This window comes from Burkholderia cenocepacia, assembly GCF_014211915.1.
Classification (GTDB): domain Bacteria; phylum Pseudomonadota; class Gammaproteobacteria; order Burkholderiales; family Burkholderiaceae; genus Burkholderia; species Burkholderia orbicola.
Window position 1 is genome coordinate 110432 of sequence record NZ_CP060039.1, and the last position, 23465, is coordinate 133896.

A 23465-nucleotide genomic window follows, 5' to 3' on the forward strand; every position below is an offset into this window, starting at 1 on the left:
CGGGCGACCCGCGCGCTACCGCGCGCGGCGCGGCACGACATACGGACGACAGGAATCCACGATGGAGAAGCAACAAGAGTCGCGCGACACGCAGAACCGCGAGCCGCACCTGCGCAGCGTGCGGCTGACGAGCGACTTGAGCCTGCCGAAGCTGTCGGCACTCGAGATCGGCAGCTATCTCTTCGCGCTCGTCATGATGTGGCTCGTCCTCGAGCTCAAGCTGCTCGGCGGGATGCTGGCCGGCCTGCTGGTCTACCAGTTGATCCACACGATCGCGCCCGTGATCGAACGCCATACCACCAGCATGCGCGCGCGCTGGGTCGCCGTCGTGCTGCTGTCAATCGCGATCGTCGGCGCGCTCACCGGCCTGACGCTCGCCATCATCGAGCATTTCGAACACACGGTGCCGAACCTGCAGAGCCTGCTCGGCCAGTTGATGCAGATCGTCGAGCAGACCCGCGCACGCACGCCAGCCTGGATCGCCAACCTGCTGCCCGTCGACGTCGAACAGATGAAGACGAAGGCGGCCGTGCTGATGCACTCGCACATGGACCAGCTCCAGCAAAGCGGCAAGAGCGTCGCGCGCGGCTTCGGCCACGTGCTGTTCGGGATGATCATCGGCGCGATGATCGCGATCGGCGTCGAGCAGGGCAAGGTGCGCCGGCCGCTGTCGACCGCGCTCGTCACACGCGTGTCGCGCTTCGCCGACGCGTTCCGCCGCATCGTGTTCGCGCAGATCAAGATCTCGGCGATCAACGCGGCCTTCACCGGCATCTACCTGCTCGTCGCGCTGCCGATCTTCCATCAGCGGCTGCCGCTGTCGAAAACGCTCGTGCTGGTCACGTTCATCGTCGGCCTGCTGCCGGTGATCGGCAACCTGATCTCGAACACGCTGATCGTCGCGGTGTCGCTGTCGGTCAGCATGGGCACCGCGATCGCGTCGCTCGCGTTCCTCGTCGTCATTCACAAGCTCGAATACTTCCTGAACGCGAAGATCATCGGCGGCCAGATCGAGTCGCGCGCGTGGGAGCTGCTGCTCGCGATGCTGATCATGGAAGCCGCGTTCGGGCTGCCGGGCGTGATCGCCGCGCCGATCTTCTATGCGTACCTGAAACGCGAGTTGTACCTGCTGCGGCTGATCTGAAGCCGCCCGCTCGCCACCGGCAAACAAAAACGCCGCGCCCCGTGAAGGGCGCGGCGTTTTCGCTCGTGGAGCCAGCGTTTCGGGGCCGACGGATCAGCGGAACACGACCGTCTTCGTCCCGTTCAGCACGATCCGGTGCTCGACGTGCCACTTCACCGCCCTCGCGAGCGTCACGCACTCGACGTCGCGGCCGATCGCGGTCAGCTGGTCAGGCGTCATGCTGTGGTCGACGCGCTCGACTTCCTGCTCGATGATCGGGCCTTCGTCGAGATCGGTCGTCACGTAGTGCGCGGTCGCGCCGATCAGCTTCACGCCGCGGTCGAACGCCTGGTAGTACGGCTTCGCGCCCTTGAAGCTCGGCAGGAACGAATGGTGGATGTTGATCGCGCGCCCGGCGAGCTGCTCGCACATGTTCGGCGACAGGATCTGCATGTAGCGCGCGAGCACGACGAGATCGGCCTGGTGCTCGTCGATCACTTCCAGCACGCGCGCTTCCTGCGCGGCCTTCGCGGCATCGGACGAGCCGCCGATCAGCGGGAAGTGATGGAACGGAATGTTGTAGCTCGCCGCGAGCTGGTAGAACTCCTTGTGGTTCGACACGATCGCCGGAATCTCGATCGGCAGCTGGCCGGTGCGATAGCGGAACAGCAGATCGTTCAGGCAGTGGCCGATCTTCGACACCATGATCACGACGCGCGGCTTCACGGCCGCATCGTGCAACTCCCAGCGCATCGAGAACTGTTCGGCGAGCGGCGCGAATTCCTTGCGAAGCGTGTCGAGCGCCGACGCGGCATCCACGCCGCCGCCATCCTGTTCGAAGTGCACGCGCATGAAGAACTCGCTGGTGCGGCTGTCGCCGAACTGCGCGGAATCGAGGATGTTGTTGCTGCGCTCGAACAGGAAGCCCGAGACCGCATGGACGATGCCGTGCCGGTCAGGGCACGACAGTTTCAAGATAAAGCTGTGATCGGTCGGCATGACCGCTACTCCCATTGTTTCCGTATTCGTCAAATTGCCCGTTCGCGCCGCGCGGCGCGCGTCGCGGTGCACGTCATGCAGCCGGCACGAACAGCGCGTCGATGCCGGCCGCGTCGGCCGCCGCGATCCAGCGGTGGCGCAGCAGCGTGTCGAGCGTCGCGAGGCTCGCATCCATCGTCGCGCGGCCTTCGCGCAGCCAGCCGATCACCTCGGGCACGCCGGCCAGCAGGTGCTCGGCCACTTCGCCGTCCTGGTTGCGCGGCGCGAAATCGTGCGGCAGCGGCAGGTCGTACACGAAGATCAGTTCGGACTGCGTGCCTTCCGGCAGCGAGTTCAGCACCTGCACCGTGCGGCCCGCGATCGCGCGCGCCGCCAGGCCGGCCGGAATGCCGGCTTCTTCCCAGCATTCCTTCGCGAGCGTCTCGTGAACGCCCAGCCCCCAGCCGATCCCGCCCGCGACGACGTTGTCAAGCATGCCGGGGTCGGTCGCCTTGGTCGCGCTGCGGCGGCCGAGCCACATCTTCGGCGCGGCCGCGACGGGCGGCTCGCCCGGCGTAACCGCATATTCTACGATGCCGTTCACGTGCACCGCATAGGTCTGCGTGCCGAAGAAGCGCGACGCGGCGCGCTCGATGTACGCGAGCGGCGGATCGTCGAAGCGGTTGCGGATCGCATAGATCTCGTCGCGCCAGCCGGGAATCGCGCCCTCGGCCGCGAGCGCGCCGATCGCGCTGGCCAGCGCCATGCTGCGCGCATCGACCGAATCGTAGCGCGCCGACAGCACGACCCGCTCGCCGGTCAGCTCGAACACGTCGGGCCAGCGCACGAGCTTCGCGACGTCCTGGCGGCGCACCCAGCCGACCGCCTGGCCGGCAATCTCGAAACGCAGGTGCGCGGCCGGATCGAAGCGGCGCGCGGCTGCGATGCACGGAAACGTCATCGTCATCAATCCTTCAGCGCAACGCGAATGCCGATCGCGATGAACGTGGCGCCCGCGATCCGGTCGAGCCACACGCCGGCCTTCGGGCGCCGCTTCAGCCACGTGCCGATCATGCCCGCGCCGACGCCGAACAGCGAGAAGACCGCGGCCGTCTGCAGCATGAACAGCGCGCCGAGCTCGAACATCTGCAGCGTCACGCTCTGCGCGCCGTGCGGATCGACGAACTGCGGCAGGAACACGACGAAGAACAGCGTGACCTTCGGGTTCATCAGGTTGCCGATCACGCTCTGCCGGAAGATCGTGCCGAGCGGCTGCGGCGGCCGCGCATGCGCGTTAGCGAGGCCCTGGCTGCGCAGCGCCTTGATGCCGATCCACACGAGGTACGCGGCGCCCGCGAGCTTCAGGATCTGGAACGCGACCGGCGACGAACGCAGCACGGCCGCCACGCCGAGCGCCGCGAGCGTCGTGTGGAACAGGATTCCCGCCGTGAAGCCGAGCGCCGCGACGAAACCGGCCGCGCGGCCCTGCGAGATGCCGCGGGCGAGCACCTGCAGGTTGTCGGGACCCGGCGCGAACGTGATCGCGATCGACGTGGCGAGAAACAGCATGAAGTTGGGCATCGTGACCTCGCTGCGGAAGGTGAACCAAGCGGTGAACCAAGCGTGAACCGAGGCCAGCCGGGACGGCAAACCCCGACGACCGGCGTTCAGTGGCCGGCGAATTCGGTAACGGTATAGACGGGCAGTCCGGCGTTGTGCAGCAGCGTCGAGCCGCCGAGGTCCGGCAGGTCGATGATCGCCGCGCCTTCGACGACCTCCGCGCCGAGCCGCTGCAGCAGGTTGCGCCCCGCCATCATCGTGCCGCCGGTCGCGATCAGGTCGTCCATGATGATCACGCGGTCGCCGGGCTTGCACGCATCTTCGTGGATCTCGACCGTCGCGCTGCCGTATTCGAGGTCGTACGACTCCGAACGCGTCTTGTACGGCAGCTTGCCGACCTTGCGGATCGGCACGAAGCCGACGCTCAGCTCGTACGCGACGATCGGCGCGATGATGAAGCCGCGCGCGTCGAGCCCCGCGACGTAGTCGAGCTTCGCTTCGACATAGCGTTCGACGAACAGGTCGACGAGGATGCGCAGCGCCTTCGGGCTCTGCAGCAGCGTCGTAATGTCGCGGAACTGCACGCCGGGCTGCGGCCAGTCGGGCACCGTGCGGATCTGGCTGTGGATGAAGGCGACCGGATCGAGCGGTGCGCCCGGCGACGAATGCGGCATGAAATTCTCCGAAAAAAACGGTGCGCGAAGATCGGGCACCGTTTTTGATCAATACGGGTCGGGTTGTGAATCGCGGCTCACGCAGCCGCGGCCGGCGGATCGCGCCGATGGCGCGACAACCGCTCCTCCGCGAGCGCGAGCGCCTCGGGCAGCCCGCGCAGCACCACGATGTCGCTCGCGCGCAGCTTGGTCTGCGGATCGGGTTCGACGCCGCGAATGCCGTGCCGGCGGATCGCCGTGACTTCCAGCCCGAGCGCGTACAACCCGAGTTCTTCCAGCGAACGCCCGACCGCGTCCGCGCGCGCGTCGACCGGCACCGATTGTAGCCGCACCTGCTCGTGATCGTCGTCGTCCGCATCGTCCGCGCCGCGGAAATAGCCGCGCAGCAGGCTGTAGCGCTCGTCGCGCATCTCCTCGACGCGCCGCACGACCTTGCGCATCGGCACGCCGACCAGCACCAGCGTGTGCGACGCGAGCATCAGGCTGCCCTCGACGATCTCCGGAATCACCTCGGTCGCGCCGGCCGCGAGCAGCTTCTCGAGATCGGCATCGTCGACGGTACGCACGATCGCGGGCAGCGTCGGCTCGAGCTCGTGCACGTGATGCAGCACGCGCAGCGCGGACGGCGTGTTCGCGTAGGTGATCGCGACGGCCGCCGCCCGGTGGATACCGGCCGCGAGCAGCGACTCGCGGCGCGCCGCGTCGCCGAACACGACCGATTCGCCGGCGGTCGCCGCCGCGCTCACGCGATCGGGGTCGAGGTCGAGCGCGACGTACGAAATACCTTCCTGTTCGAGCATGCGCGCCAGGTTCTGGCCCGCACGGCCGTAGCCGCAGATGATCACGTGGCCGCGCTGCTTGAGGCTTTGCGTCGCGATCCGCGTCATCTGCAGCGACTGCTGCATCCATTCCGTCGACGACAGCCGCATCACGATGCGGTCGGCGTTCTGGATCAGGAACGGCGCGGCGAGCATCGACAGCAGCATCGACGCGAGGATCGCCTGCAGCAGCGTCGAATCGACGAGATGCCGGTCGAGGATCAGGTTCAGCAGCACGAAGCCGAATTCGCCGGCCTGCGCGAGGCCGATGCCGGTGCGCATCGCGACGCCCGGCGTCGCGCCGAACAGTCGCGCGAGCCCCGCGATCATCGTCGCCTTGAACAGGATCTGTCCGACGAAGAAGCCGAGCACGATCAACGGATGCTCCCAGATCACGCGCGGGTCGAGCAGCATCCCCGTCGTCACGAAGAACAGGCCGAGCAGCACGTCGCGGAACGGCTTGATGTCTTCCTCCACCTGATGGCGGAACGGCGTCTCGGAAATGAGCATCCCGGCGATGAACGCGCCGAGCGCGAGCGACAGGCCGAAGCGGTCGGTGATGAACGCCGCGCCGAGCGTGACGAGCAGCAGGTTCAGCACGAACAGCTCCTGCGAGCGGCGCCGCGCGACGACGTTGAGCCAGCGCGTCATGAAGCGCTGGCCGATGACGAGCAGCAGCGCGAGCGCGATCACGATCTTGACCGCCGCGAAGCCGAGCGTGAGCGCGAGATCCTTCGACGATTCCGCGCCGAACGCGGCGATCACGATCAAGAGCGGCACGACCGCGAGATCCTGGAACAGCAGCACGCCGAAGATGTTGCGGCCGTGCTCGGTCTCGATCTCGAGCCGCTCGGCGAGCATCTTCGACACGATCGCCGTCGACGACATCGCGAGCGCGCCGCCGAGCGCGATGCTGCCCTGCCACGTGATGTGCACCCAGTGCTCGAACAGCGCGCCGAGCACGAGCGCGAGCGCGAGGGTCGCGACGACCTGCAACAGGCCGAGCCCGAACACGAGCCGCTGCATCGACCTCAGCTTCGCCAGCGAGAATTCGAGGCCGATCGAAAACATCAGGAACACCACGCCGAATTCCGCGAGGTGCTCGGCCCGTTCGAGATCCGCCGCGACGCCGAATGCGTGCGGGCCGACCAGGATGCCGACGGTCAGGTAGCCAAGCATCGGCGGCAGGTTCAACGAGCGGAATACGACGACGCCCACCACTGAGGCCAGCAGCAGCAGCAGGGTCATTTCGAGCGGGGAAATCACAGGCGAAGCATCCTCGTTCGTCGGGGCCACGGCAATGCGGGCGCGGGTGGTGGCGGTGGACAGGCGACCTCGGACGAGTCCGAAGGCCCGGCGCGGCGAACAAACGCCTTTGCTATACTCCGCGCATGATAGCGAAAATCAATGATGATCGGGCGCTCGCGCTCGCCCGCGACGTGCTCGACATCGAGGCGGACGCCGTGCGCGCGCTGCGCGACCAGCTCGACGGCGGCTTCGTCCAGGCCGTGGCGCTGCTGCTCGGCTGCCGCGGCCGCGTCGTGGTCTCCGGGATCGGCAAATCGGGGCATATCGCCCGCAAGATCGCAGCCACGCTGGCCAGCACCGGTACGCCGGCCTTCTTCGTCCACCCTGCCGAGGCCAGCCACGGCGACCTCGGGATGGTCACCTCCGACGACGTCTTCATCGGCATCTCCTATTCCGGCGAATCGGAAGAACTCGTCGCGATCCTCCCGCTCGTGAAGCGGATCGGCGCGAAGCTGATCGCGATCACGGGCCGTGCGGGGTCGAGTCTCGGCACGCTCGCCGACGTGAACCTGAACGCCGCGGTGTCGAAGGAAGCGTGCCCGCTGAACCTCGCACCCACCGCGAGCACGACCGCCGCGCTCGCGCTCGGCGACGCGCTCGCCGTCGCCGTGCTCGACGCGCGCGGCTTCGGCTCGGAGGATTTCGCGCGCTCGCATCCGGGCGGCGCGCTCGGCCGGCGCCTGCTCACCTACGTGCGCGACGTGATGCGCTCGGGCGACGACGTCCCGTCCGTCGGGCTGAATGCGACGCTGTCGGACGCGCTGTTCCAGATTACCGCGAAGCGCCTCGGCATGACGGCCGTCGTCGACGCCGACGGCAAGGTCGCCGGCATCTTCACCGACGGCGACCTGCGCCGCGTACTCGCGCGCGACGGCGACTTCCGCACGCTGCCGATCACCGAAGTCATGACGCGCGACCCGCGCACGATCGCGCCGGATCACCTGGCCGTCGAGGCCGTGGAACTGATGGAGCGCCACCGGATCAACCAGATGCTGGTCGTCGATGCCGACGGCGCGCTGATCGGCGCGCTGAACATGCACGACCTGTTTTCGAAGAAGGTGATCTGATGAGCGCAGCGCTGACTGCGGCCGAACGCGCGAGCCGCGTGAAGCTGATGATTTTCGACGTCGACGGCGTGCTGACCGACGGCGGCCTGCTGTTTACCGCGGCCGGCGACGCGATGAAGTCGTTCAATTCGCTCGACGGCCACGGCGTGAAGCTGCTCGGCGAAGCCGGCATCGCGACCGCGATCATCACGGGCCGCCGCTCGGACATCGTCGCGGCGCGCGCGAAGGAAATGAAGATCGCGCACCTGTTCCAGGGCGTCGAGAACAAGCTCACCGTGTTCGCCGAGCTGATCGCGTCGCTCGGCCTGACGGCCGACGCCTGCGGCTACATGGGCGACGACTGGCCCGACCTGCCGGTGATGCTGCGCTGCGGCTTCGCGACGGCCCCCGCGAACGCGCACCCCGAGGTGATCGCCCGCGCCCACTGGGTCGCCGAGGCCCGCGGCGGCCACGGCGCCGTGCGCGAGGTCTGCGATACGCTCCTGCGCGCGCAGCACCGCTACGACGCGCTGCTCGCCGCCGCCTGCGGAGCCTGATCGATGAGCACGCATTTCCGCTGGACCCAGATGCTGCCGCTCGCCGCGGTCGCCGCGCTCGCGGGCGTCACGTGGTGGCTGCTGCAGGCCACGCTGCCGCCGCCCGGCGAGGGCATCGCGCAGCCGAAGCGCCACACGCCCGACTATTTCGCGGACAACTTCTCGGTCACCGAGCTCGACCAGACCGGCACGACCCAGTACCGGCTGACGGCCGCGAAGCTGGTCCATTACGAAGACACCGAAGGCAGCGACCTGACCGATCCGGCCATGCGCGCGTTCCAGCCCGGCAAGCCGGTCGTGACGACCACCGCGAAGCGCGGCACCGTCAACGGCGACGTGTCGATCGTCGATTTGTATGACGATGCGCGCATCCTGCGCGCGGCCGGCGGCGGCGATCCGCAGATGCAGGCCGATTCCCAGCATTTCCGGATCTTCGTCAATGACGATGTGATCCAGACCGAAAAGCCGGTTAAACTTCAGCGCGGCCTGTCGCTCGTCAACGCGACCGACGGCATGAAGTACAACAACGTCACCCGGGTCATCGAGCTTTACGGCAACGTGCGCGGCACGATCGCCGCGGCGGACACGTCCGGCGGCTCGAAAGGTCAACCCAAGTGACGCATCCCTCACGTGACTGCATGAACGAACCGTTCCCTCGACAGATTTCCGGCGGCGCTGCGCGCGCCGTCCGCGCCGCGCTCGCCGCGACGCTCGTGGCGCTCCCGCTCGTCGGGCTGGCGCCGCTCGCCCATGCCGAGAAGGCCGACCAGAACAAGCCGATCAACGTCGAGGCCGACAACCTGACCTATGACGATCTGAAGCAGGTGACGGTCGCGACCGGCAACGTCGTGATCACGAAGGGCACGATCATCATCAAGGGCGACCGCGTCGAAGTGCGCCAGGACCCGGAAGGCTATCAGTACGCGACGTCGTTCGGCAGCGGCAAGAAGCACGCGACGTTCCGCCAGAAGCGCGAAGGCCTCGACGAATACATCGACGGCGACGCCGAGCGCATCGACTACGACGGCAAGCAGGATCTCACCACGCTGACCACCGCCGCGACCGTGCGCCGCCTGCAGGGCACGACGATCGCCGACACCGTGCACGGCAGCGTGATCACGTACGACGGCCAGCGCGACTTCTACACCGCGAAGGGCGGCAAGGACGTCGCGGCGCCGGGCAACCCGAACGGCCGCGTGCGCGCGATGCTGTCGCCGAAGAACGGCGGCCCCGCGCCGCTGAACGGGGCGCCGGCCAAGCTGTCGCCGTCGACCACGATCCAGGGGGCGCCGGGCCAATGAACGCGCTCCCGAACCGCCAGCCGGCCGGCACCACGAGTTCGCTCGTCGTCCGCAACCTGAAGAAGCGCTACGGCTCGCGCACGGTCGTCAAGGACGTGTCGCTCGACGTGAAGAGCGGCGAAGTCGTCGGTCTGCTCGGCCCGAACGGCGCCGGCAAGACCACGTCGTTCTACATGATCGTCGGCCTCGTGCCGACGGACGCGGGCGAAATCTCGCTGAACGGCAGCTCGATCAGCCTGCTGCCGATCCACAAGCGCGCGTCGCTCGGCCTGTCGTACCTGCCGCAGGAAGCGTCCGTGTTCCGCAAGCTGACCGTCGAGGAAAACATCCGCGCGGTGCTCGAGCTGCAGCACGGCGAGGACGGCAAGCGGCTGTCGAAGGACGCGATCTCGTCGCGTACCGAAGCGCTGCTCGACGAGCTGCAGATCGGCCATCTGCGCGAGAACCCCGCGCTGTCGCTGTCGGGCGGCGAACGGCGCCGCGTCGAAATCGCGCGCGCGCTCGCGACCAACCCGAGCTTCATCCTGCTCGACGAACCGTTCGCCGGTGTCGATCCGATCGCGGTGCTCGAGATCCAGAAGATCGTCAAGTTCCTGAAACAGCGCAACATCGGCGTGCTGATCACGGACCACAACGTCCGCGAAACGCTCGGCATCTGCGACCACGCGTACATCATCAGCGACGGTTCGGTGCTGGCCGCCGGCGCGCCGAGCGAAATCATCGAAAACGAAAGCGTGCGCCGCGTGTACCTCGGCGAACACTTCCGCATGTAACGTCCTCCTCGTGGCTGGCTGCACCCCGCCCGGCATCGCCGCGCGGGGCTGCGCCCCGCTTTGCATCCACGCCCGCGGCCCTGCCCGCGGCCGGGCGGCGCGCCGCGCGTAATCGCGGATGGCTCAATGCGCCTGGGTCGTGGCAAACTGCCGGTATGACTCCCTCCTTGCCATGAAAGCCAGCCTTCAACTCCGCCTGTCGCAACATCTTGCGCTGACGCCTCAGCTGCAGCAGTCGATCCGGCTCCTGCAGTTGTCGACGCTCGAATTGCAGCAGGAAGTCGCGATGGCCGTCGCGCAGAACCCGCTGCTCGAGAACGACGACGAATGGATCGCCAGCCCGCTGCGCGTCGCGGCGGACGGATCGCTGATCGCGCAGACGCCGCCCGCACAGAACACCGAGCCCACCGCGACCAACGGCAGCAGCACGTCCAGCGATCGCGCCGAGCGCGACGAGCCGGCCGGCGCCGACGAATACGACGGTTACGGGTCCGGTGACGGCAACGACGGCCCGCAGTGGAATCTCGACGAATACGGCCGCTCGAGCGGTGCGTCCGACGACGACGACCTGCCGCCGCTGCAGGTGCAGGAAGCCGCGACGTCGCTGCGCGATCATCTCTCGGCGCAGTTGCGCGTCACGCAGGCCGGCCCGCGCGATCGCGCGCTCGTGATGTTCCTGATCGAATCGCTCGACGACGACGGCTACCTGACCGCCACGCTCGACGAAGTGCTCGCCGACCTGCCGCCCGAACTGGAAATCGACTGCGACGAACTGAACGCGGCGCTCGCGCTGCTGCACAGCTTCGACCCGGCCGGCGTCGGCGCGCGCTCGGCCTCGGAATGCCTGAAGCTGCAGCTGCTGCGTCTCGATCCGTCCCCCACGCGCACGCTCGCGCTCGAGATCGTGTCGCAGCATCTCGAATTGCTCGCCGCACGCGACTTCACCCGGTTGCGCAAGCACCTGAAGGCGAGCGACGACGCGCTGCGCGACGCGCACGCGCTGATCCGCTCGCTGGAGCCGTTCCCCGGCGCCGCCTACGGCAAGGCCGAGGCCGACTACGTCGTGCCCGACATCATCGTGAAGAAGGCCGGCCAGGGATGGCTCGCGGAGCTCAATCCGGAGGTCGTCCCGCGCCTGCGGATCAACAACCTGTACGCGAACATCCTGCGCAACAGCCGCGGCGATCCGTCGGCCGGATCGTTGAAACAGCAGCTGCAGGAAGCGCGCTGGTTGATCAAGAACATCCAGCAGCGTTTCGACACGATCCTGCGTGTCGCGCAGGCTATTGTCGAGCGTCAGAAGAATTTCTTTGCGCACGGTGAAATTGCCATGCGCCCCTTGGTTTTGCGGGAAATAGCTGATACGCTGGGCCTACACGAGTCGACTGTCAGCCGTGTGACAACCGGGAAGTACATGCTGACCCCGTTCGGGACGCTTGAATTTAAGTACTTCTTCGGATCTCACGTCTCGACCGACACCGGTGGCGCCGCCTCGTCGACCGCCATCCGAGCCCTCATCAAGCAACTGATAGGAGCTGAAGACCCAAAATCGCCACTTTCGGACAGCCGCATTGCCGAGCTGCTGGCAGAACAGGGTTTCGTGGTCGCGCGCCGCACGGTTGCGAAATATCGCGAAGCCCTCAAGATCCCGGCAGTGAATCTGCGCAAGTCTCTTTAAGCCTGCTGCCTGCCCGGCGGCAGGCGTGTCCCGGCCACCGCGCACACGGGGAACAGGCCGGACGATCTGTCCGCGATACGCCGCTTCGTGCGGCACGGGCAAGTCGACCGGAGCGCCGCCTCGATGCGGCCGGGTGGCCACTCGCTTGGAGAAGCACTATGAACCTGAAGATCAGTGGACATCATCTCGAAGTCACGCCTGCAATTCGCGAATACGTGATCACCAAGCTGGACCGGGTGCTACGGCATAGCGATCAGGTGATCGATGGCACTGTGATCCTCTCGGTCGACAACCACAAGGAAAAGGACAAGCAGCAGCGCGCGGAAATCAACCTGCACCTGAAGGGCAAGGACATCTTCGTCGAAAGCGCGAACGGCAACCTGTACGCCGCGATCGATCTGCTGATCGACAAGCTGGATCGCCAGGTCGTCAAGCACATGGAGCGCCTGCAAACGCACGCGCACGACCCGATCAAGCTGCAGCCGTCGATCGACCAGATCGAGCTGCCGCCGCAATAACCGTCACCGCAACACGCACGCCGCCCGGTTCGCCGGGCGTTTTTTTTGCCACTCCGCGCGGAGGTGCAACCGGTCCGTCCGTGCTGCGCCACGCACGCGGCTGTGCTCTATAATGTTCCGGTTATCGCCGGGGGGTGTTGGATGCGGTAGCTGCGTTGCAGGTTGCCATGCCACATGCCGTGATATCGCAGAACATGGAAAATCAGTCCGCCGCCGCAAGGAGACCCCAGGCCGCCCAATCGCCTGCCAACATGAATCGCCTAGCCAAAATCCTGCCCATAGAGAACGTCGTCATCGACCTCTCGGTCACCAGCAAGAAACGCGTCTTCGAACAAGCCGGGCTGATGTTCGAGAATCAGAACGGCATCGGCCGCAGCACCGTCACGGACAACCTGTTCGCGCGCGAGCGCCTCGGTTCGACCGGGCTCGGCGAAGGTGTCGCGATTCCGCACGGCCGCATCAAGGGCCTCAAGCACCCGCTCGCCGCGTTCGTCCGCCTCGCCGATGCGATCCCGTTCGAAGCGCCCGACGGCCAGCCGGTCGGCCTCCTGATCTTCCTGCTCGTCCCCGAGCAAGCCACCCAGCAGCACCTCGAGATCCTGTCGGAAATCGCGCAACTGCTGTCCGATCGCGACGCACGCGAGCGTCTGCACAACGAAACGGATATCGCCGAGTTGCATCGCCTGCTCACTCAGTGGCAACCTTGAGTTGTTCCGGGCGGAATATTTCCCCGTACGAGGCGGCCCACGCCGCCGTCCAGGGCCGCCCGGCGCCGGCCCGGCATGGCGACGTCCGTCGCCGCGCGCCCGCACCGGCCCATTGGAGTGACGAGAGTCATGGATACGTCCAGCATCAACGCCCAGAGCATCTTCGACGACAACGCAGCCACGCTGAAACTGAGCTGGCTGACGGGGCATGAAGGCTGGGAACGCGGCTTTTCGGCCGACACGGTCGGCAACGCAACGTCGAGCGCCGACCTCGTCGGCCACCTGAACCTGATCCACCCGAACCGGATCCAGGTGCTCGGCGAAGCCGAAATCGACTACTACCAGCGCCAGACCGACGAAGACCGTTCGCGCCACATGGCCGAGCTGATCGCGCTCGAACCGCCGTTCCTCGTCGTCGCCGGTGGCGCCGCGGCGCCACCCGAACTGGTGCTGCGCTGCACGCGCTCGTCCACCCCGCTGTTCACGACGCCGATGTCCGCCGCCGCCGTGATCGACAGCCTGCGGCTCTATATGTCGCGCATCCTCGCGCCGCGCGCGACGCTGCACGGCGTGTTCCTCGACATCCTCGGGATGGGCGTGCTGCTGACCGGCGATTCGGGCCTCGGCAAGAGCGAGCTCGGCCTCGAGCTGATCAGCCGCGGGCACGGCCTCGTCGCCGACGACGCGGTCGATTTCGTCCGTCTTGGCCCCGATTTCGTCGAAGGGCGCTGCCCGCCGCTGCTGCAGAACCTGCTCGAAGTGCGCGGCCTCGGCCTGCTCGACATCAAGACGATCTTCGGCGAAACGGCGGTGCGGCGGAAAATGAAGCTGAAGCTGATCGTTCAGCTCGTGCGGCGCCCCGACGGCGAATTCCAGCGCCTGCCGCTCGAAAGCCAGACCGTCGACGTGCTCGGGTTGCCGATCAGCAAGGTCACGATCCAGGTTGCGGCCGGCCGCAACCTCGCGGTGCTCGTCGAGGCGGCCGTCCGGAACACGATCCTGCAGTTGCGCGGAATCGACACGTTGCGCGATTTCATGGATCGGCAACGACTCGCGATGCAAGATCCCGACAGTCAGTTCCCCGGCAAACTGGTGTAACCCGCACGCGCCGGCCGCGCAACGCCGACGCGTCGAGCCGGTGCTATGATGAAACGTCAGGATTCTCTGTTCCCATGCGCATCGTCCTCATCACCGGCATCTCCGGCTCAGGCAAGTCCGTCGCGCTGAACGCGCTCGAAGACGCAGGCTATTACTGCGTCGACAACCTGCCGCCGCACGTGCTCCCCGAACTCGCCCGCTACCTCGCGCAGGACGGCCAGCGCCGGCTCGCGGTCGCGATCGACGCGCGCTCGAGCGCGTCGCTCGACGAAATGCCCGGGCTGATCCGCGAGCTGTCCCGCGAGCACGACGTGCGCGTGCTGTTCCTCAATGCGAGCACCCAGGCGCTGATCCAGCGCTTCTCCGAAACGCGCCGCCGCCATCCGTTGTCCGGCTCGCGGTCGCACGATGCGGACGTCGGCCTGCTGTCGTCGCTCGAGGAAGCGATCGAGCGCGAGCGCGAACTCGTCGCGCCGCTCGCCGAATTCGGCCACCAGATCGACACCAGCACGCTGCGCGCGAACGCGCTGCGCACCTGGGTCAAGCGCTTCATCGAGCAAAAGAACAACGACCTGATGGTGATGTTCGAATCGTTCGGCTTCAAGCGCGGCGTGCCGCTCGACGCCGATCTGATGTTCGACGTGCGCGTGCTGCCGAATCCGTACTACGACCACCAGTTGCGCCCGCTCACCGGGCTCGACCAGCCGGTCATCGCCTTTCTCGACGCACTGCCGATCGTCCATCAGATGATCGACGACATCCATGCGTTCCTGATGAAATGGCTGCCGCACTTCCGCGATGACAACCGCAGCTACCTGACCGTCGCCATCGGCTGCACGGGCGGCCAGCATCGCTCGGTGTTCATCGCGGAAACGCTCGCCGCGCGCCTCGCGCGCGACGCGAACGTGATCGTGCGGCATCGTGACGCGCCAGTGGATGTCGACGCGTCGTCGCGGCTCGTCTCCGAGGTCGACCGACCCTAGCGACACCCGCCCCCACGCCCGCGCGCCATGTCCTCCCTATCGACCACCCTGATCGACCTGCCGCTGTTTCCGCTGCACACGGTGCTGTTTCCCGGAGGGCTGCTCCCGCTCAAGGTGTTCGAGGCGCGCTATCTCGACATGTCGCGCGCATGCCTGCGCGACGACGCACCGTTCGGCGTGTGCCTGCTGAAGAGCGGGCCCGAAGTCGCGCAGGACGGCGCGGTGTCGGTGCCCGAAACCATCGGCTGCATGGCGCGCATCACCGAGTGCGATACCGGCGAATTCGGGATGCTGTATCTGCAGGCGGTCGGCACGCAGCGTTTCGAGCTGCTGTCGTATCGCGTCGAAGGCAACGGGCTGCTGGTCGGCATCGCGGAGCCGCTGCCCGACGACATCCCGCTCGAAGGCGAACAGGCGCTCGCCCAGTTCGGCTCGTGCGCCGAGGTGCTCGAGCGCATCATCGACGCGCTGAAGAAGTCCGATCCGGAGAAAATGCCGTTCGGCGAACCGTTCCGCCTCGACGATCCGAGCTGGGTGTCGAATCGCCTCGCCGAGCTGCTGCCGCTCGACCTGCGCGCGCGGCAGAAGCTGATGGAGTTTCCGGACGTGGGCGCGCGCATCGACGCCGTGCACCACGTACTCGACCGGCACGGCTGGCTGTAACTGCCGCTGCCGCGCCCGAGCCGCCGCGCATCGCGTGCCGCGCCCGCCCGACGACCTCTCCTGCGCGCGGCCACACGGCACCTTTCCAAACGCGGCCAGCGCCGCGCCCTTCCCGTTCGTTACAGCAGCGGCCCGCTCAGCGCATCGAGCAGCTTGCGCACGGGCGCCGGCACGCCGTACGCGTCGAGCCGGCTCAGCAGCACCCATGCGGTGTCTGCGTCGCGCGCCTGCGACGGCAGGCCACCGCCGTCCGCCAGATCGCTCAGCCGCGGCTCGATCTCGAGCCGGAAATGCGTGAACGTATGCGTGAGCGGCGCGAGCGGCACCGTGCCGCCGCCGCCGAAACCGCGCGCAAGCTCCGCGAGCGCGGCATCGCCGTCCGCTTGCGGCAGGCTCCACAGTCCGCCCCAGATGCCGGTCGGCGGCCTTCGCTCGAGCAGCACGGCGTCGCCGTCGCGCAGCACGAGCATCCAGGTCTTGCGTGTCGGCACGGCCTTCTTGGGCCGCGCGGCCGGCAGTTCGCGCTGGCGGCCGGTCGATTGCGCGACGCAGTCGCCCGCGAACGGGCAGCGCGCGCAGTCGGGCTTGCCGCGCACGCACAGCGTCGCGCCCAGATCCATCAGCCCCTGCGTATACGCGCTCACGTCGGCCGGGTTCGCGGCATCGGGCAGCAGCGATTCGGCGAGTGCCCACATGTCGTTCTCGACACGCTTCTCGCCCGGAAAGCCCTCGACGCCGAATACCCGCGCAAGCACGCGCTTCACGTTGCCGTCGAGGATCGTCGCGCGCGCACCGTACGCAAACGACGCGATCGCGGCGGCCGTCGAACGGCCGATGCCCGGCAGTTCGGCCAGCGCGTCGGGCGTCGCCGGAAACACACCGCCGTGCTCGGCGACGACGACCTGCGCGCAGCGGTGCAGGTTGCGCGCGCGCGAGTAGTAGCCGAGGCCCGCCCACAACGCCATCACGTCGTCGCTCGGCGCGGCCGCGAGCGCGGCGACGTCCGAGAAGCGGTCGAGAAAGCGCGTGTAATACGGAATGACGGTCGATACCTGCGTCTGCTGCAGCATGATTTCCGACAGCCAGATCCGGTACGGATCGCGGGTGTTCTGCCATGGCAGGTCATGGCGGCCATGCGCGCGTTGCCACGCGACGAGACGTGTGGCGAACGTGCGGTGCAGCGGCGTGACGGGGAACGGAGCGGGGGCGATGCGGGGCGGCTTCAAGTTATCGAATTGTGGAAAAGGGTTTCAACGCTGGCACGTCGGGCAGAAATAGGTCGACCGCTGACCCTGCACGATCTGGCGAACCGGCGTGCCGCAAACGCGGCACGGCTGGCCGGCACGATCGTAGACGAAGCAATCGAGCTGGAAGTAGCCGCTTTCGCCGTTGCTGCCGACGAAATCGCGCAATGTGCTGCCGCCGCGCTCGATCGCGTCGGCGAGCGTCGCGCGCACCGCGTCGGCCAGCCGCTCGTAGCGCGGCAGCGAAACCTTGCCGGCGGCCGTCGTCGGCCGGATGCCGGCGCGAAACAGGCTCTCCGACGCATAGATGTTGCCGACACCGACGACCATGTCGCCCGCGAGCAGCGCCTGCTTGACCGACACCGTACGGCCGCGCGTACGCGCATGCAGCAGCGCGCCGGTGAACGCCGGCGAGAACGGCTCGACGCCGAGGCTCGCGAGGAGCGGATGCGCATGCACGTCGCCTGCTTCGCGCGGGTGCCACAGCACGGCGCCGAAGCGGCGCGGATCGCGGAAGCGCAGCACGAATTCGTCGAAGATCCAGTCGACGTGGTCGTGCTTCGCGGCGACCGGCACGCCGGCCGCGGGCAGCACGCGCAGCGTGCCCGTCATCCCGAGATGGACGATGAACCAGCCCGCATCGACTTCGAACAGCAGGTACTTGCCGCGGCGCTCGACGGCGAGCACCTCGCGCGCGCGCAACTGCTCGGCGAGCCCCGCCGGCACGGGCCAGCGCAGCATCGCGGTACGGACGTCGACACGCTCGACGCGGCGGCCCGCGACAAAGGGCTCGATGCCCCGGCGCGTGACTTCGACTTCTGGCAACTCTGGCATGTTTTGCGGGTCTGAGGCTACGGTCTGTTTACAGGGTGAACGCGCATGCGTCGCCACGAGAACGGCCGTTCTCGCGGCGACCCCGAAATGAAACACGGGAATGCCCGAAATCGCCCGCCTGGCGGCACGCGAGGCGGGCGATTTCGGGCATTCGCATGGGGGTTCCACAGGTAAGCGGACCCTATCACGATCGTGCGTGTATTGTAGCGAGCGCGTTACAATCGGTTGAAACATCGAACGGATTTCCATGACCCTGCCCTCGAAGCTGCTTCAGGAGCGCCCCGCCGCCGTGCGCGGCGCGCGCGCCTTCCCGGTCCGCCGTGCACTCGGTGCCGCGCTGTTTGCCGTCTGGACCCTCACCGCCTTTCCGGCCCACGCGCAGGATCCGGCATCGGACGACGCGGAGCCGCAGGGTGCGTTCGAGCATGTGATGCCGGACGAGCAGAAGAATCTCCCCGGCGTGCCGCTGACGAGCCAGATCGTCTACCAGGTGCTCGCCGCCGAGGTCGCGCTCCAGCGCAACCAGCCGGCGCCGGCCTACCAGACCTACCTCGCGCTGGCCCGCGACACGCGCGATCCGCGCATGGCGCAGCGCGCGACCGAAATCGCGCTCGGCGCGCAGAGCCCGGCCGACGCGCTTTCCGCCGCGAACCTGTGGCGTCAGTACGCACCGGATTCGAACCGGGCGTCGCAGGTCGACGCCGCGCTGCTGGTGCTCGCCGGCAAGCCGGCCGACGCGCAGCCGATGCTCGCGCGCGAGCTGGCCCGCGCGAGCGGCGACACGCGCGGCCCCGCGATCCTCGCGCTGCAGGCGCTGCTGGTGCGCGGCCCCGACCGCGTCGGCGGCCTCGCGGTGCTAAAGGACATGCTGAAGAACGACATGAATCGCCCCGAGGCGCAGCTCGCGATCGCGCGGCAGCAGCTCGCGGTCGACGACAAGGACGGCGCCGCGCAGTCGCTGAAGCAGGCGCTGCAGCTCCGCCCCGACTACCTGCCGGCAGCGCTGATGCTGTCGCAGATGGGGCCGGCGGAACGTGCGGCGGGCATCGCGTCGTTCGAGAAGTATGTTCAGCAGAATCCGAAGTCGCGCGACGCGCGGCTGGCGCTGTCGCAGCTCTATCTCGCCGACGATCGCCTCGACGACGCGCAGAAGCAGTTCGAGACGATGCGCAAGCTCGACGCGAAGGACCCGACGCCGCTGATGGCGCTCGCGCTGATCAAGATCCAGCAGAAGAAACTCGACGAGGCGACCGGCTACCTGAAGCAGTACGTGCAGCTCGGCGACAAGCAGCCGAACCTCGACGTCGGCCAGGGCTACATCTACCTCGCGCAGATCGCGATCGACCAGAACAACGACGCGCAGGCGTCGCAATGGCTCGACAAGGTCGACCAGACGAGCCAGCACTACCTGCCCGCGCAGATCACGCGCGCGCAGCTGCTGCAGAAACAGGGCAAGACCGACGAGGCGCGCAAGGTGCTCGACAACCTGCCGATCTCGGATCCGCGCGACGCGGCCGTGGTGGCGCGCACCGATGCGTCGATCCTGTTCACCGCGAAGCGCTATCCGGAAGCGGAGGCGCGCCTCGGGCAGGCCGTCCAGGACTTCCCGGACGACCCCGACCTGCGCTACGACTACGCGATGGCGGCCGAAAAGACCGGCCACTACGCGACGATGGAAAAGCAGTTGCGCGAGCTGATCCGTACGCAGCCCGACAACCCGCAGGCCTACAATGCGCTCGGCTATTCGCTCGCCGATCGCAACCAGCGCCTGCCCGAGGCCAGCAAGCTGATCGACAAGGCGATGGCGCTCGCGCCGAACGACGCGTACATCATGGACAGCCTCGGCTGGGTGAAGTACCGGATGGGCGACACGGCCGGCGCGACGAAGGTGCTGCAGCGTGCATACGAGCTGCAGCCGAACGCCGAAATCGGCGCGCATCTCGGCGAAGTGCTGTGGAAGAGCGGCGCGCAGGACGACGCGCGCAACGCGTGGCGTGCCGCGCAGAAGCTCGAGCCCGACAACGAAACGCTCGTGCAGACGCTGAAACGCCTGCAGATCAACGGCCTCTGATGCAGATGTTCCCGATGTTTTCCCTGTCCTGCCGCGCGCAGCGCACGCTGGCCGCGGCCGGCGCGGCGCTCGCGCTCGCCGGCTGCGCGAGCACGCCGCCGTCGGCCAATGCACCGACTGGCGCCGTACTGCAAACGGCCGCAACGCATGCCTACCATGGCCGCTTCGCGGTGCGCTACGACGATCGTCTCGGCAACCCGCAGAACGTGTACGGCAACTTCGACTGGCAGGAGCACGGCGACGACGTGTCGCTCGAACTGCGCAGCCCGCTCGGCCAGACGCTCGCGGTCGTGAAGTCGACGCCGCGCGCGGCGTCGCTCGAATTGCCGAACCGGCCGACCCAATATGCGCCTGACGTCGGCGACCTGATGCAGAAGACGCTCGGCTTCGAGCTGCCGCTCGCGGGCCTGCGCTACTGGCTGCTGCCGACCGCCGCGCCCGCGACGCCCGCCGAAACCGTGCGCGACCCGGCCGACGGCACGCGCATCAAGCAGTTGCGCCAGGACGGCTGGACGATCGACTACCTTGCCTACGCGGATGCCCCGGCCACGGGCGTCAAACGCGTCAACCTCGTGCGCGCGACGCCGCCGCTCGACATCAAGCTCGTGCTCGATCAGTGAGCACGCGCGCCTAGCCCCGATACCCGCATGACCGATTCGACCCGCTCGCTGCGCAACTGCCTGGCGCCCGCGAAACTCAACCTGTTCCTGCACATCACCGGCCGTCGTCCGAACGGCTATCACGATCTGCAGAGCGTATTCCAGCTGCTGAACTGGGGCGACACGCTGCACTTCACGCTGCGCGACGACGGCCGCGTCGCACGCGTCACCGACGTGCCCGGCGTGCCCGAGGAAAGCGATCTCGTCGTCCGCGCGGCCAACCTGCTGAAAGCGCATACGGGTACCGCGCACGGCGTCGACATCGAGATCGACAAGATCTTGCCGATGGGCGCCGGCCTCGGCGGCGGCAGCTCCGACGCGGCGACGACGCTGCTCGCGCTGAACCGCCTGTGGCAACTCGATTTGCCGCGCGCCGAGCTTCAGTCGCTCGCGGTCAAACTCGGCGCCGACGTCCCGTTTTTTATTTTTGGAAAAAATGCGTTCGCAGAGGGTATCGGAGAAGAATTAGCTGAGGTAGAATTGCCGACTCGCTGGTTCTTGGTTGTGACGCCACGCGTTCATGTCCCGACCGCTGAAATATTTTCAGATGAGTTGTTGACAAGAGATACGAAGCCCGTCACAATTGCTGACTTTCTTGCACAGCAAACCAGCGATGCGGAATGGCCAGATAGCTTCGGCCGGAACGATATGCAGGAAGTTGTAACAAGGAAGTACGCGGAAGTTGCGCAGGTGGTCAAATGGTTGTATGATGTGACCCCCGCGAGGATGACCGGCTCCGGAGCAAGCGTGTTTGCAGCGTTTCACAGCAAGCACGAGGCAGAAGCGGCGAAAGCCAAGCTGCCCGCCAGTTGGAATGGCGCAGTTGCCGAGAGTCTGAACGAGCATCCGCTCTTCGCTTTCGCGTCATGAAGTTTTACTTTGCCGAACGGCCTACACAAGTTCGGTGAAGTTATCAGTTAAGTGTAGGGGAGTCGCCAAGTTGGTCAAGGCACCGGATTTTGATTCCGGCATGCGAGGGTTCGAGTCCTTCCTCCCCTGCCAAAAATTTTCCCGCATTTCCCGCCCAAGCCTGAAGCAGGTGCACGATGAGCAGCCACAGCCATGATGGCCTGATGGTCTTTACTGGCAACGCGAATCCCGCGCTCGCCCAGGAAGTCGTCAATATCCTTGGTATCCCCCTCGGCAAAGCAATGGTCAGCCGTTTCTCCGACGGCGAGATCCAGGTCGAGATCCAGGAAAACGTGCGCGGCAAGGACGTCTTCGTCCTGCAATCCACGTGCGCACCGGCGAACGACAACCTGATGGAACTGATGATCATGGTCGATGCGCTCAAGCGCGCATCCGCCGGCCGGATCACTGCTGCCATCCCCTACTTCGGCTATGCCCGTCAGGATCGTCGCCCGCGTTCGGCGCGTGTCGCGATCTCGGCGAAGGTCGTCGCGAACATGCTGGAAATCGCCGGCGTCGAGCGGATCATCACGATGGATCTGCACGCCGACCAGATTCAGGGCTTCTTCGACATCCCGGTCGACAACATCTACGCGACGCCGATCCTGCTGGGCGATCTGCGCAAGCAGAACTACTCGGATCTGCTCGTCGTGTCGCCGGACGTCGGCGGCGTGGTGCGCGCCCGGGCACTCGCGAAGCAGCTCAACTGCGATCTCGCGATCATCGACAAGCGTCGCCCGAAGGCGAACGTCGCCGAAGTGATGAACATCATCGGTGAAGTCGAAGGCCGCACCTGCGTGATCATGGACGACATGGTCGATACGGCCGGCACGCTCTGCAAGGCCGCGCAAGTCCTGAAGGATCGCGGCGCGAAGCAGGTGTTCGCGTACGCGACGCACCCCGTGCTGTCGGGCGGCGCCGCGGATCGCATCGCCGCGTCGGAACTCGACGAGCTGGTCGTCACCGATACGATTCCGCTGTCGGCCGAATCGCTGGCGTGCTCGAAGATCCGCTCGCTGACGAGCGCGAGCCTGCTGGCCGAGACGTTCTCGCGGATTCGCCGAGGCGATTCGGTGATGTCGCTGTTCGCGGAATCCTGATCGCGAATCGACGGAACGAAGCATGCGCAGAAAGCGAAGCGGCAACGCTTCGCTTTTTGCACAATCGGACGGGATAGACGAAACCCCGGCCGTTTCATCGGGGGCCGCTTGATGGCCCCGTTTTACTGCCTGGTCGCGGGCAGCAAATGGAGAATCACATGAAAGTCGTCGCTTTCGAGCGCCAACAGCAAGGTACGGGTGCGAGCCGCCGCCTGCGCAACGCCGGTAAGACCACGGGTATCGTCTACGGTGGCGAAGCAGCCCCGCAAAAGATCGAACTGGATCACAACGCGCTGTGGCATGCACTGAAGAAGGAAGCCTTCCACTCGTCGATCCTCGACCTGGAAGTGGCTGGCCAGTCGCAACAGGTTCTGCTGCGCGACGTGCAATACCACCCGTTCAAGCAACTCGTGCTGCACGTTGACTTCCAGCGCGTCGACGCGAAGAAGAAGCTGCACACGAAGGCACCGCTGCACTTCCTGAACGCAGAAGTCAGCCCGGCCGTGAAGCTGTCGAGCGCGATCGTTTCGCACGTCGCGACGGAAATCGAAATCGAGTGCCTGCCGGCCGACCTGCCGGAGTTCCTCGAAGTCGACCTGTCGAAGATCGAAGCCGGTCAGTCGCTGCACGCGAAGGACATCGCGCTGCCGAAGGGCGTCGCGCTGGTCGCGCACGTCGACGCGGAAAACCCGGTCATCGCTTCGGCGACGGTCCCGGCTGGCGCCGTGTCGGACGCAGCAGAAGGCGAAACGCCGGCTGCTTAAGCGGCTGCGTACGCGCGCCATCGATCCGTTTCACGAAACGGTCGACGCAACCCGCCGCGGCTTGCCCGGCGGGTTTTTCTTTTTCTGCGCCCAGGCGGC

General features: G+C 66.9%; 24 protein-coding genes and 1 tRNA gene. 18 read left to right on the forward strand and 7 right to left on the reverse strand.

Annotation, left to right across the window (positions count from 1 at the left end):
* Positions 1 to 61: 61 nt before the first annotated feature.
* Complete coding sequence (locus tag SY91_RS00510; protein WP_006477797.1) at positions 62 to 1144, forward strand: AI-2E family transporter; 1083 nt, start codon at positions 62 to 64, stop codon at positions 1142 to 1144.
* Between the two features lie 93 nt (positions 1145 to 1237).
* Here the strand turns inward: SY91_RS00510 and purU are convergent, their stop codons facing one another.
* The 5 genes from purU to SY91_RS00535 form a co-directional block, all read right to left on the reverse strand.
* A complete protein-coding gene (gene purU, locus SY91_RS00515; protein ID WP_006483149.1) occupies positions 1238 to 2122 on the reverse strand; it encodes a formyltetrahydrofolate deformylase in 885 nt (294 codons plus the stop codon).
* 73 nt (positions 2123 to 2195) lie between these two features.
* Entirely contained in the window at positions 2196 to 3062 is an 867-nt protein-coding gene (locus SY91_RS00520; RefSeq protein ID WP_185920999.1) for an NUDIX hydrolase family protein, read from the reverse strand.
* Positions 3063 to 3067: 5 nt separating this feature from the next.
* Complete coding sequence (locus tag SY91_RS00525; protein WP_006483140.1) at positions 3068 to 3682, reverse strand: LysE family translocator; 615 nt, start codon at positions 3680 to 3682, stop codon at positions 3068 to 3070.
* A gap of 86 nt (positions 3683 to 3768) precedes the next feature.
* The gene (locus SY91_RS00530) at positions 3769 to 4335 is read right to left on the reverse strand and encodes an adenine phosphoribosyltransferase (RefSeq protein ID WP_185921000.1); all 567 of its coding nucleotides are present in this window, start codon (positions 4333 to 4335) and stop codon (positions 3769 to 3771) included.
* Between the two features lie 77 nt (positions 4336 to 4412).
* Entirely contained in the window at positions 4413 to 6419 is a 2007-nt protein-coding gene (locus tag SY91_RS00535; protein ID WP_034174401.1) for a monovalent cation:proton antiporter family protein, read from the reverse strand.
* A gap of 125 nt (positions 6420 to 6544) precedes the next feature.
* On the opposite strand from SY91_RS00535, the gene kdsD reads away from it, so the two are divergent.
* The 11 genes from kdsD (at position 6545) to SY91_RS00590 (ending at position 15785) form a co-directional block, all read left to right on the forward strand.
* Positions 6545 to 7528, forward strand: coding sequence for an arabinose 5-phosphate isomerase KdsD (gene kdsD / locus SY91_RS00540; protein WP_006483136.1), 984 nt, complete (start codon positions 6545 to 6547; stop codon positions 7526 to 7528).
* Positions 7528 to 8064 carry a KdsC family phosphatase gene (locus SY91_RS00545; RefSeq protein WP_006477791.1) on the forward strand — a complete coding sequence of 179 codons (537 nt, stop codon included), beginning with the start codon at positions 7528 to 7530 and terminating at the stop codon, positions 8062 to 8064. Before kdsD ends, SY91_RS00545 begins: the two co-directional genes overlap by 1 nt.
* Before the next feature lie 3 nt (positions 8065 to 8067).
* Complete coding sequence (lptC, locus tag SY91_RS00550; protein WP_006477790.1) at positions 8068 to 8682, forward strand: LPS export ABC transporter periplasmic protein LptC; 615 nt, start codon at positions 8068 to 8070, stop codon at positions 8680 to 8682.
* 20 nt (positions 8683 to 8702) lie between these two features.
* Entirely contained in the window at positions 8703 to 9365 is a 663-nt protein-coding gene (gene lptA / locus SY91_RS00555; RefSeq protein WP_185921001.1) for a lipopolysaccharide transport periplasmic protein LptA, read from the forward strand.
* The gene (gene lptB / locus SY91_RS00560) at positions 9362 to 10138 is read left to right on the forward strand and encodes an LPS export ABC transporter ATP-binding protein (protein WP_006477788.1); all 777 of its coding nucleotides are present in this window, start codon (positions 9362 to 9364) and stop codon (positions 10136 to 10138) included. Before lptA ends, lptB begins: the two co-directional genes overlap by 4 nt.
* 172 nt (positions 10139 to 10310) lie before the next feature.
* Positions 10311 to 11816 carry an RNA polymerase factor sigma-54 gene (locus tag SY91_RS00565; RefSeq protein ID WP_034174400.1) on the forward strand — a complete coding sequence of 502 codons (1506 nt, stop codon included), beginning with the start codon at positions 10311 to 10313 and terminating at the stop codon, positions 11814 to 11816.
* A gap of 158 nt (positions 11817 to 11974) precedes the next feature.
* The gene (hpf, locus tag SY91_RS00570) at positions 11975 to 12334 is read left to right on the forward strand and encodes a ribosome hibernation-promoting factor, HPF/YfiA family (protein ID WP_006477786.1); all 360 of its coding nucleotides are present in this window, start codon (positions 11975 to 11977) and stop codon (positions 12332 to 12334) included.
* Positions 12335 to 12528: 194 nt separating this feature from the next.
* On the forward strand, positions 12529 to 13041 hold the full coding sequence (locus SY91_RS00575) for a PTS sugar transporter subunit IIA (protein WP_027806888.1): 513 nt from the start codon (positions 12529 to 12531) through the stop codon (positions 13039 to 13041).
* Between the two features lie 129 nt (positions 13042 to 13170).
* A complete protein-coding gene (gene hprK, locus SY91_RS00580) occupies positions 13171 to 14139 on the forward strand; it encodes an HPr(Ser) kinase/phosphatase (protein WP_006483133.1) in 969 nt (322 codons plus the stop codon).
* Positions 14140 to 14213: 74 nt separating this feature from the next.
* Positions 14214 to 15122, forward strand: a complete 909-nt coding sequence (rapZ, locus tag SY91_RS00585) for an RNase adapter RapZ (RefSeq protein WP_124477314.1) — start codon at positions 14214 to 14216, stop codon at positions 15120 to 15122.
* Between the two features lie 27 nt (positions 15123 to 15149).
* Positions 15150 to 15785: an LON peptidase substrate-binding domain-containing protein gene (locus SY91_RS00590; protein WP_011546241.1), complete on the forward strand. Its 636-nt coding sequence runs from the start codon at positions 15150 to 15152 to the stop codon at positions 15783 to 15785.
* A gap of 119 nt (positions 15786 to 15904) precedes the next feature.
* Here SY91_RS00590 and mutY read toward each other — a convergent pair whose 3' ends face one another.
* Both mutY and mutM read right to left on the reverse strand, forming a co-directional pair.
* Positions 15905 to 17011, reverse strand: a complete 1107-nt coding sequence (mutY, locus tag SY91_RS00595) for an A/G-specific adenine glycosylase (protein WP_185921002.1) — start codon at positions 17009 to 17011, stop codon at positions 15905 to 15907.
* A 24-nt stretch (positions 17012 to 17035) separates the two neighbouring features.
* Complete coding sequence (mutM, locus tag SY91_RS00600; protein ID WP_034174398.1) at positions 17036 to 17863, reverse strand: bifunctional DNA-formamidopyrimidine glycosylase/DNA-(apurinic or apyrimidinic site) lyase; 828 nt, start codon at positions 17861 to 17863, stop codon at positions 17036 to 17038.
* A 247-nt stretch (positions 17864 to 18110) separates the two neighbouring features.
* Between mutM and SY91_RS00605 the strand changes: the two genes are divergently transcribed.
* From SY91_RS00605 to SY91_RS00630, 6 genes are all read left to right on the forward strand, one after another.
* On the forward strand, positions 18111 to 19934 hold the full coding sequence (locus SY91_RS00605; protein ID WP_011546244.1) for a tetratricopeptide repeat protein: 1824 nt from the start codon (positions 18111 to 18113) through the stop codon (positions 19932 to 19934).
* On the forward strand, positions 19934 to 20554 hold the full coding sequence (gene lolB / locus SY91_RS00610; RefSeq protein WP_105798431.1) for a lipoprotein insertase outer membrane protein LolB: 621 nt from the start codon (positions 19934 to 19936) through the stop codon (positions 20552 to 20554). The genes SY91_RS00605 and lolB overlap by 1 nt, the downstream gene beginning before the upstream one ends.
* 27 nt (positions 20555 to 20581) lie before the next feature.
* Positions 20582 to 21463 (forward strand): 4-(cytidine 5'-diphospho)-2-C-methyl-D-erythritol kinase, encoded by an 882-nt coding sequence (gene ispE, locus SY91_RS00615; RefSeq protein ID WP_077218591.1) that lies wholly within the window; start codon positions 20582 to 20584, stop codon positions 21461 to 21463.
* Positions 21464 to 21518: 55 nt separating this feature from the next.
* Positions 21519 to 21595 (forward strand) — tRNA-Gln (locus SY91_RS00620).
* A gap of 44 nt (positions 21596 to 21639) precedes the next feature.
* Complete coding sequence (locus SY91_RS00625) at positions 21640 to 22602, forward strand: ribose-phosphate pyrophosphokinase (protein ID WP_006477778.1); 963 nt, start codon at positions 21640 to 21642, stop codon at positions 22600 to 22602.
* Between the two features lie 158 nt (positions 22603 to 22760).
* Positions 22761 to 23366, forward strand: coding sequence for a 50S ribosomal protein L25/general stress protein Ctc (locus SY91_RS00630; RefSeq protein WP_011546248.1), 606 nt, complete (start codon positions 22761 to 22763; stop codon positions 23364 to 23366).
* Positions 23367 to 23465: the final 99 nt, after the last annotated feature.

Excerpts from the sequence above, each read along its gene's own strand:
- SY91_RS00575 (WP_027806888.1), top strand. The coding sequence starts at position 12,529 with ATGGAAAATCAGTCCGCCGCCGCAAGGAGACCCCAGGCCGCCCAATCG.
- SY91_RS00605 (WP_011546244.1), top strand. The coding sequence starts at position 18,111 with ATGACCCTGCCCTCGAAGCTGCTTCAGGAGCGCCCCGCCGCCGTGCGC.
- rapZ (WP_124477314.1), top strand. The coding sequence starts at position 14,214 with ATGCGCATCGTCCTCATCACCGGCATCTCCGGCTCAGGCAAGTCCGTC.
- lptA (WP_185921001.1), top strand. The coding sequence starts at position 8,703 with ATGAACGAACCGTTCCCTCGACAGATTTCCGGCGGCGCTGCGCGCGCC.
- ispE (WP_077218591.1), top strand. The coding sequence starts at position 20,582 with ATGACCGATTCGACCCGCTCGCTGCGCAACTGCCTGGCGCCCGCGAAA.
- purU (WP_006483149.1), bottom strand. The coding sequence starts at position 2,122 with ATGCCGACCGATCACAGCTTTATCTTGAAACTGTCGTGCCCTGACCGG.
- SY91_RS00520 (WP_185920999.1), bottom strand. The coding sequence starts at position 3,062 with ATGACGTTTCCGTGCATCGCAGCCGCGCGCCGCTTCGATCCGGCCGCG.
- mutM (WP_034174398.1), bottom strand. The coding sequence starts at position 17,863 with ATGCCAGAGTTGCCAGAAGTCGAAGTCACGCGCCGGGGCATCGAGCCC.
- SY91_RS00530 (WP_185921000.1), bottom strand. The coding sequence starts at position 4,335 with ATGCCGCATTCGTCGCCGGGCGCACCGCTCGATCCGGTCGCCTTCATC.
- hpf (WP_006477786.1), top strand. The coding sequence starts at position 11,975 with ATGAACCTGAAGATCAGTGGACATCATCTCGAAGTCACGCCTGCAATT.
- lolB (WP_105798431.1), top strand. The coding sequence starts at position 19,934 with ATGCAGATGTTCCCGATGTTTTCCCTGTCCTGCCGCGCGCAGCGCACG.
- lptC (WP_006477790.1), top strand. The coding sequence starts at position 8,068 with ATGAGCACGCATTTCCGCTGGACCCAGATGCTGCCGCTCGCCGCGGTC.
- SY91_RS00525 (WP_006483140.1), bottom strand. The coding sequence starts at position 3,682 with ATGCCCAACTTCATGCTGTTTCTCGCCACGTCGATCGCGATCACGTTC.
- SY91_RS00510 (WP_006477797.1), top strand. The coding sequence starts at position 62 with ATGGAGAAGCAACAAGAGTCGCGCGACACGCAGAACCGCGAGCCGCAC.
- SY91_RS00565 (WP_034174400.1), top strand. The coding sequence starts at position 10,311 with ATGAAAGCCAGCCTTCAACTCCGCCTGTCGCAACATCTTGCGCTGACG.
- SY91_RS00545 (WP_006477791.1), top strand. The coding sequence starts at position 7,528 with ATGAGCGCAGCGCTGACTGCGGCCGAACGCGCGAGCCGCGTGAAGCTG.
- lptB (WP_006477788.1), top strand. The coding sequence starts at position 9,362 with ATGAACGCGCTCCCGAACCGCCAGCCGGCCGGCACCACGAGTTCGCTC.
- hprK (WP_006483133.1), top strand. The coding sequence starts at position 13,171 with ATGGATACGTCCAGCATCAACGCCCAGAGCATCTTCGACGACAACGCA.
- SY91_RS00590 (WP_011546241.1), top strand. The coding sequence starts at position 15,150 with ATGTCCTCCCTATCGACCACCCTGATCGACCTGCCGCTGTTTCCGCTG.
- kdsD (WP_006483136.1), top strand. The coding sequence starts at position 6,545 with ATGATAGCGAAAATCAATGATGATCGGGCGCTCGCGCTCGCCCGCGAC.
- SY91_RS00630 (WP_011546248.1), top strand. The coding sequence starts at position 22,761 with ATGAAAGTCGTCGCTTTCGAGCGCCAACAGCAAGGTACGGGTGCGAGC.
- SY91_RS00625 (WP_006477778.1), top strand. The coding sequence starts at position 21,640 with ATGAGCAGCCACAGCCATGATGGCCTGATGGTCTTTACTGGCAACGCG.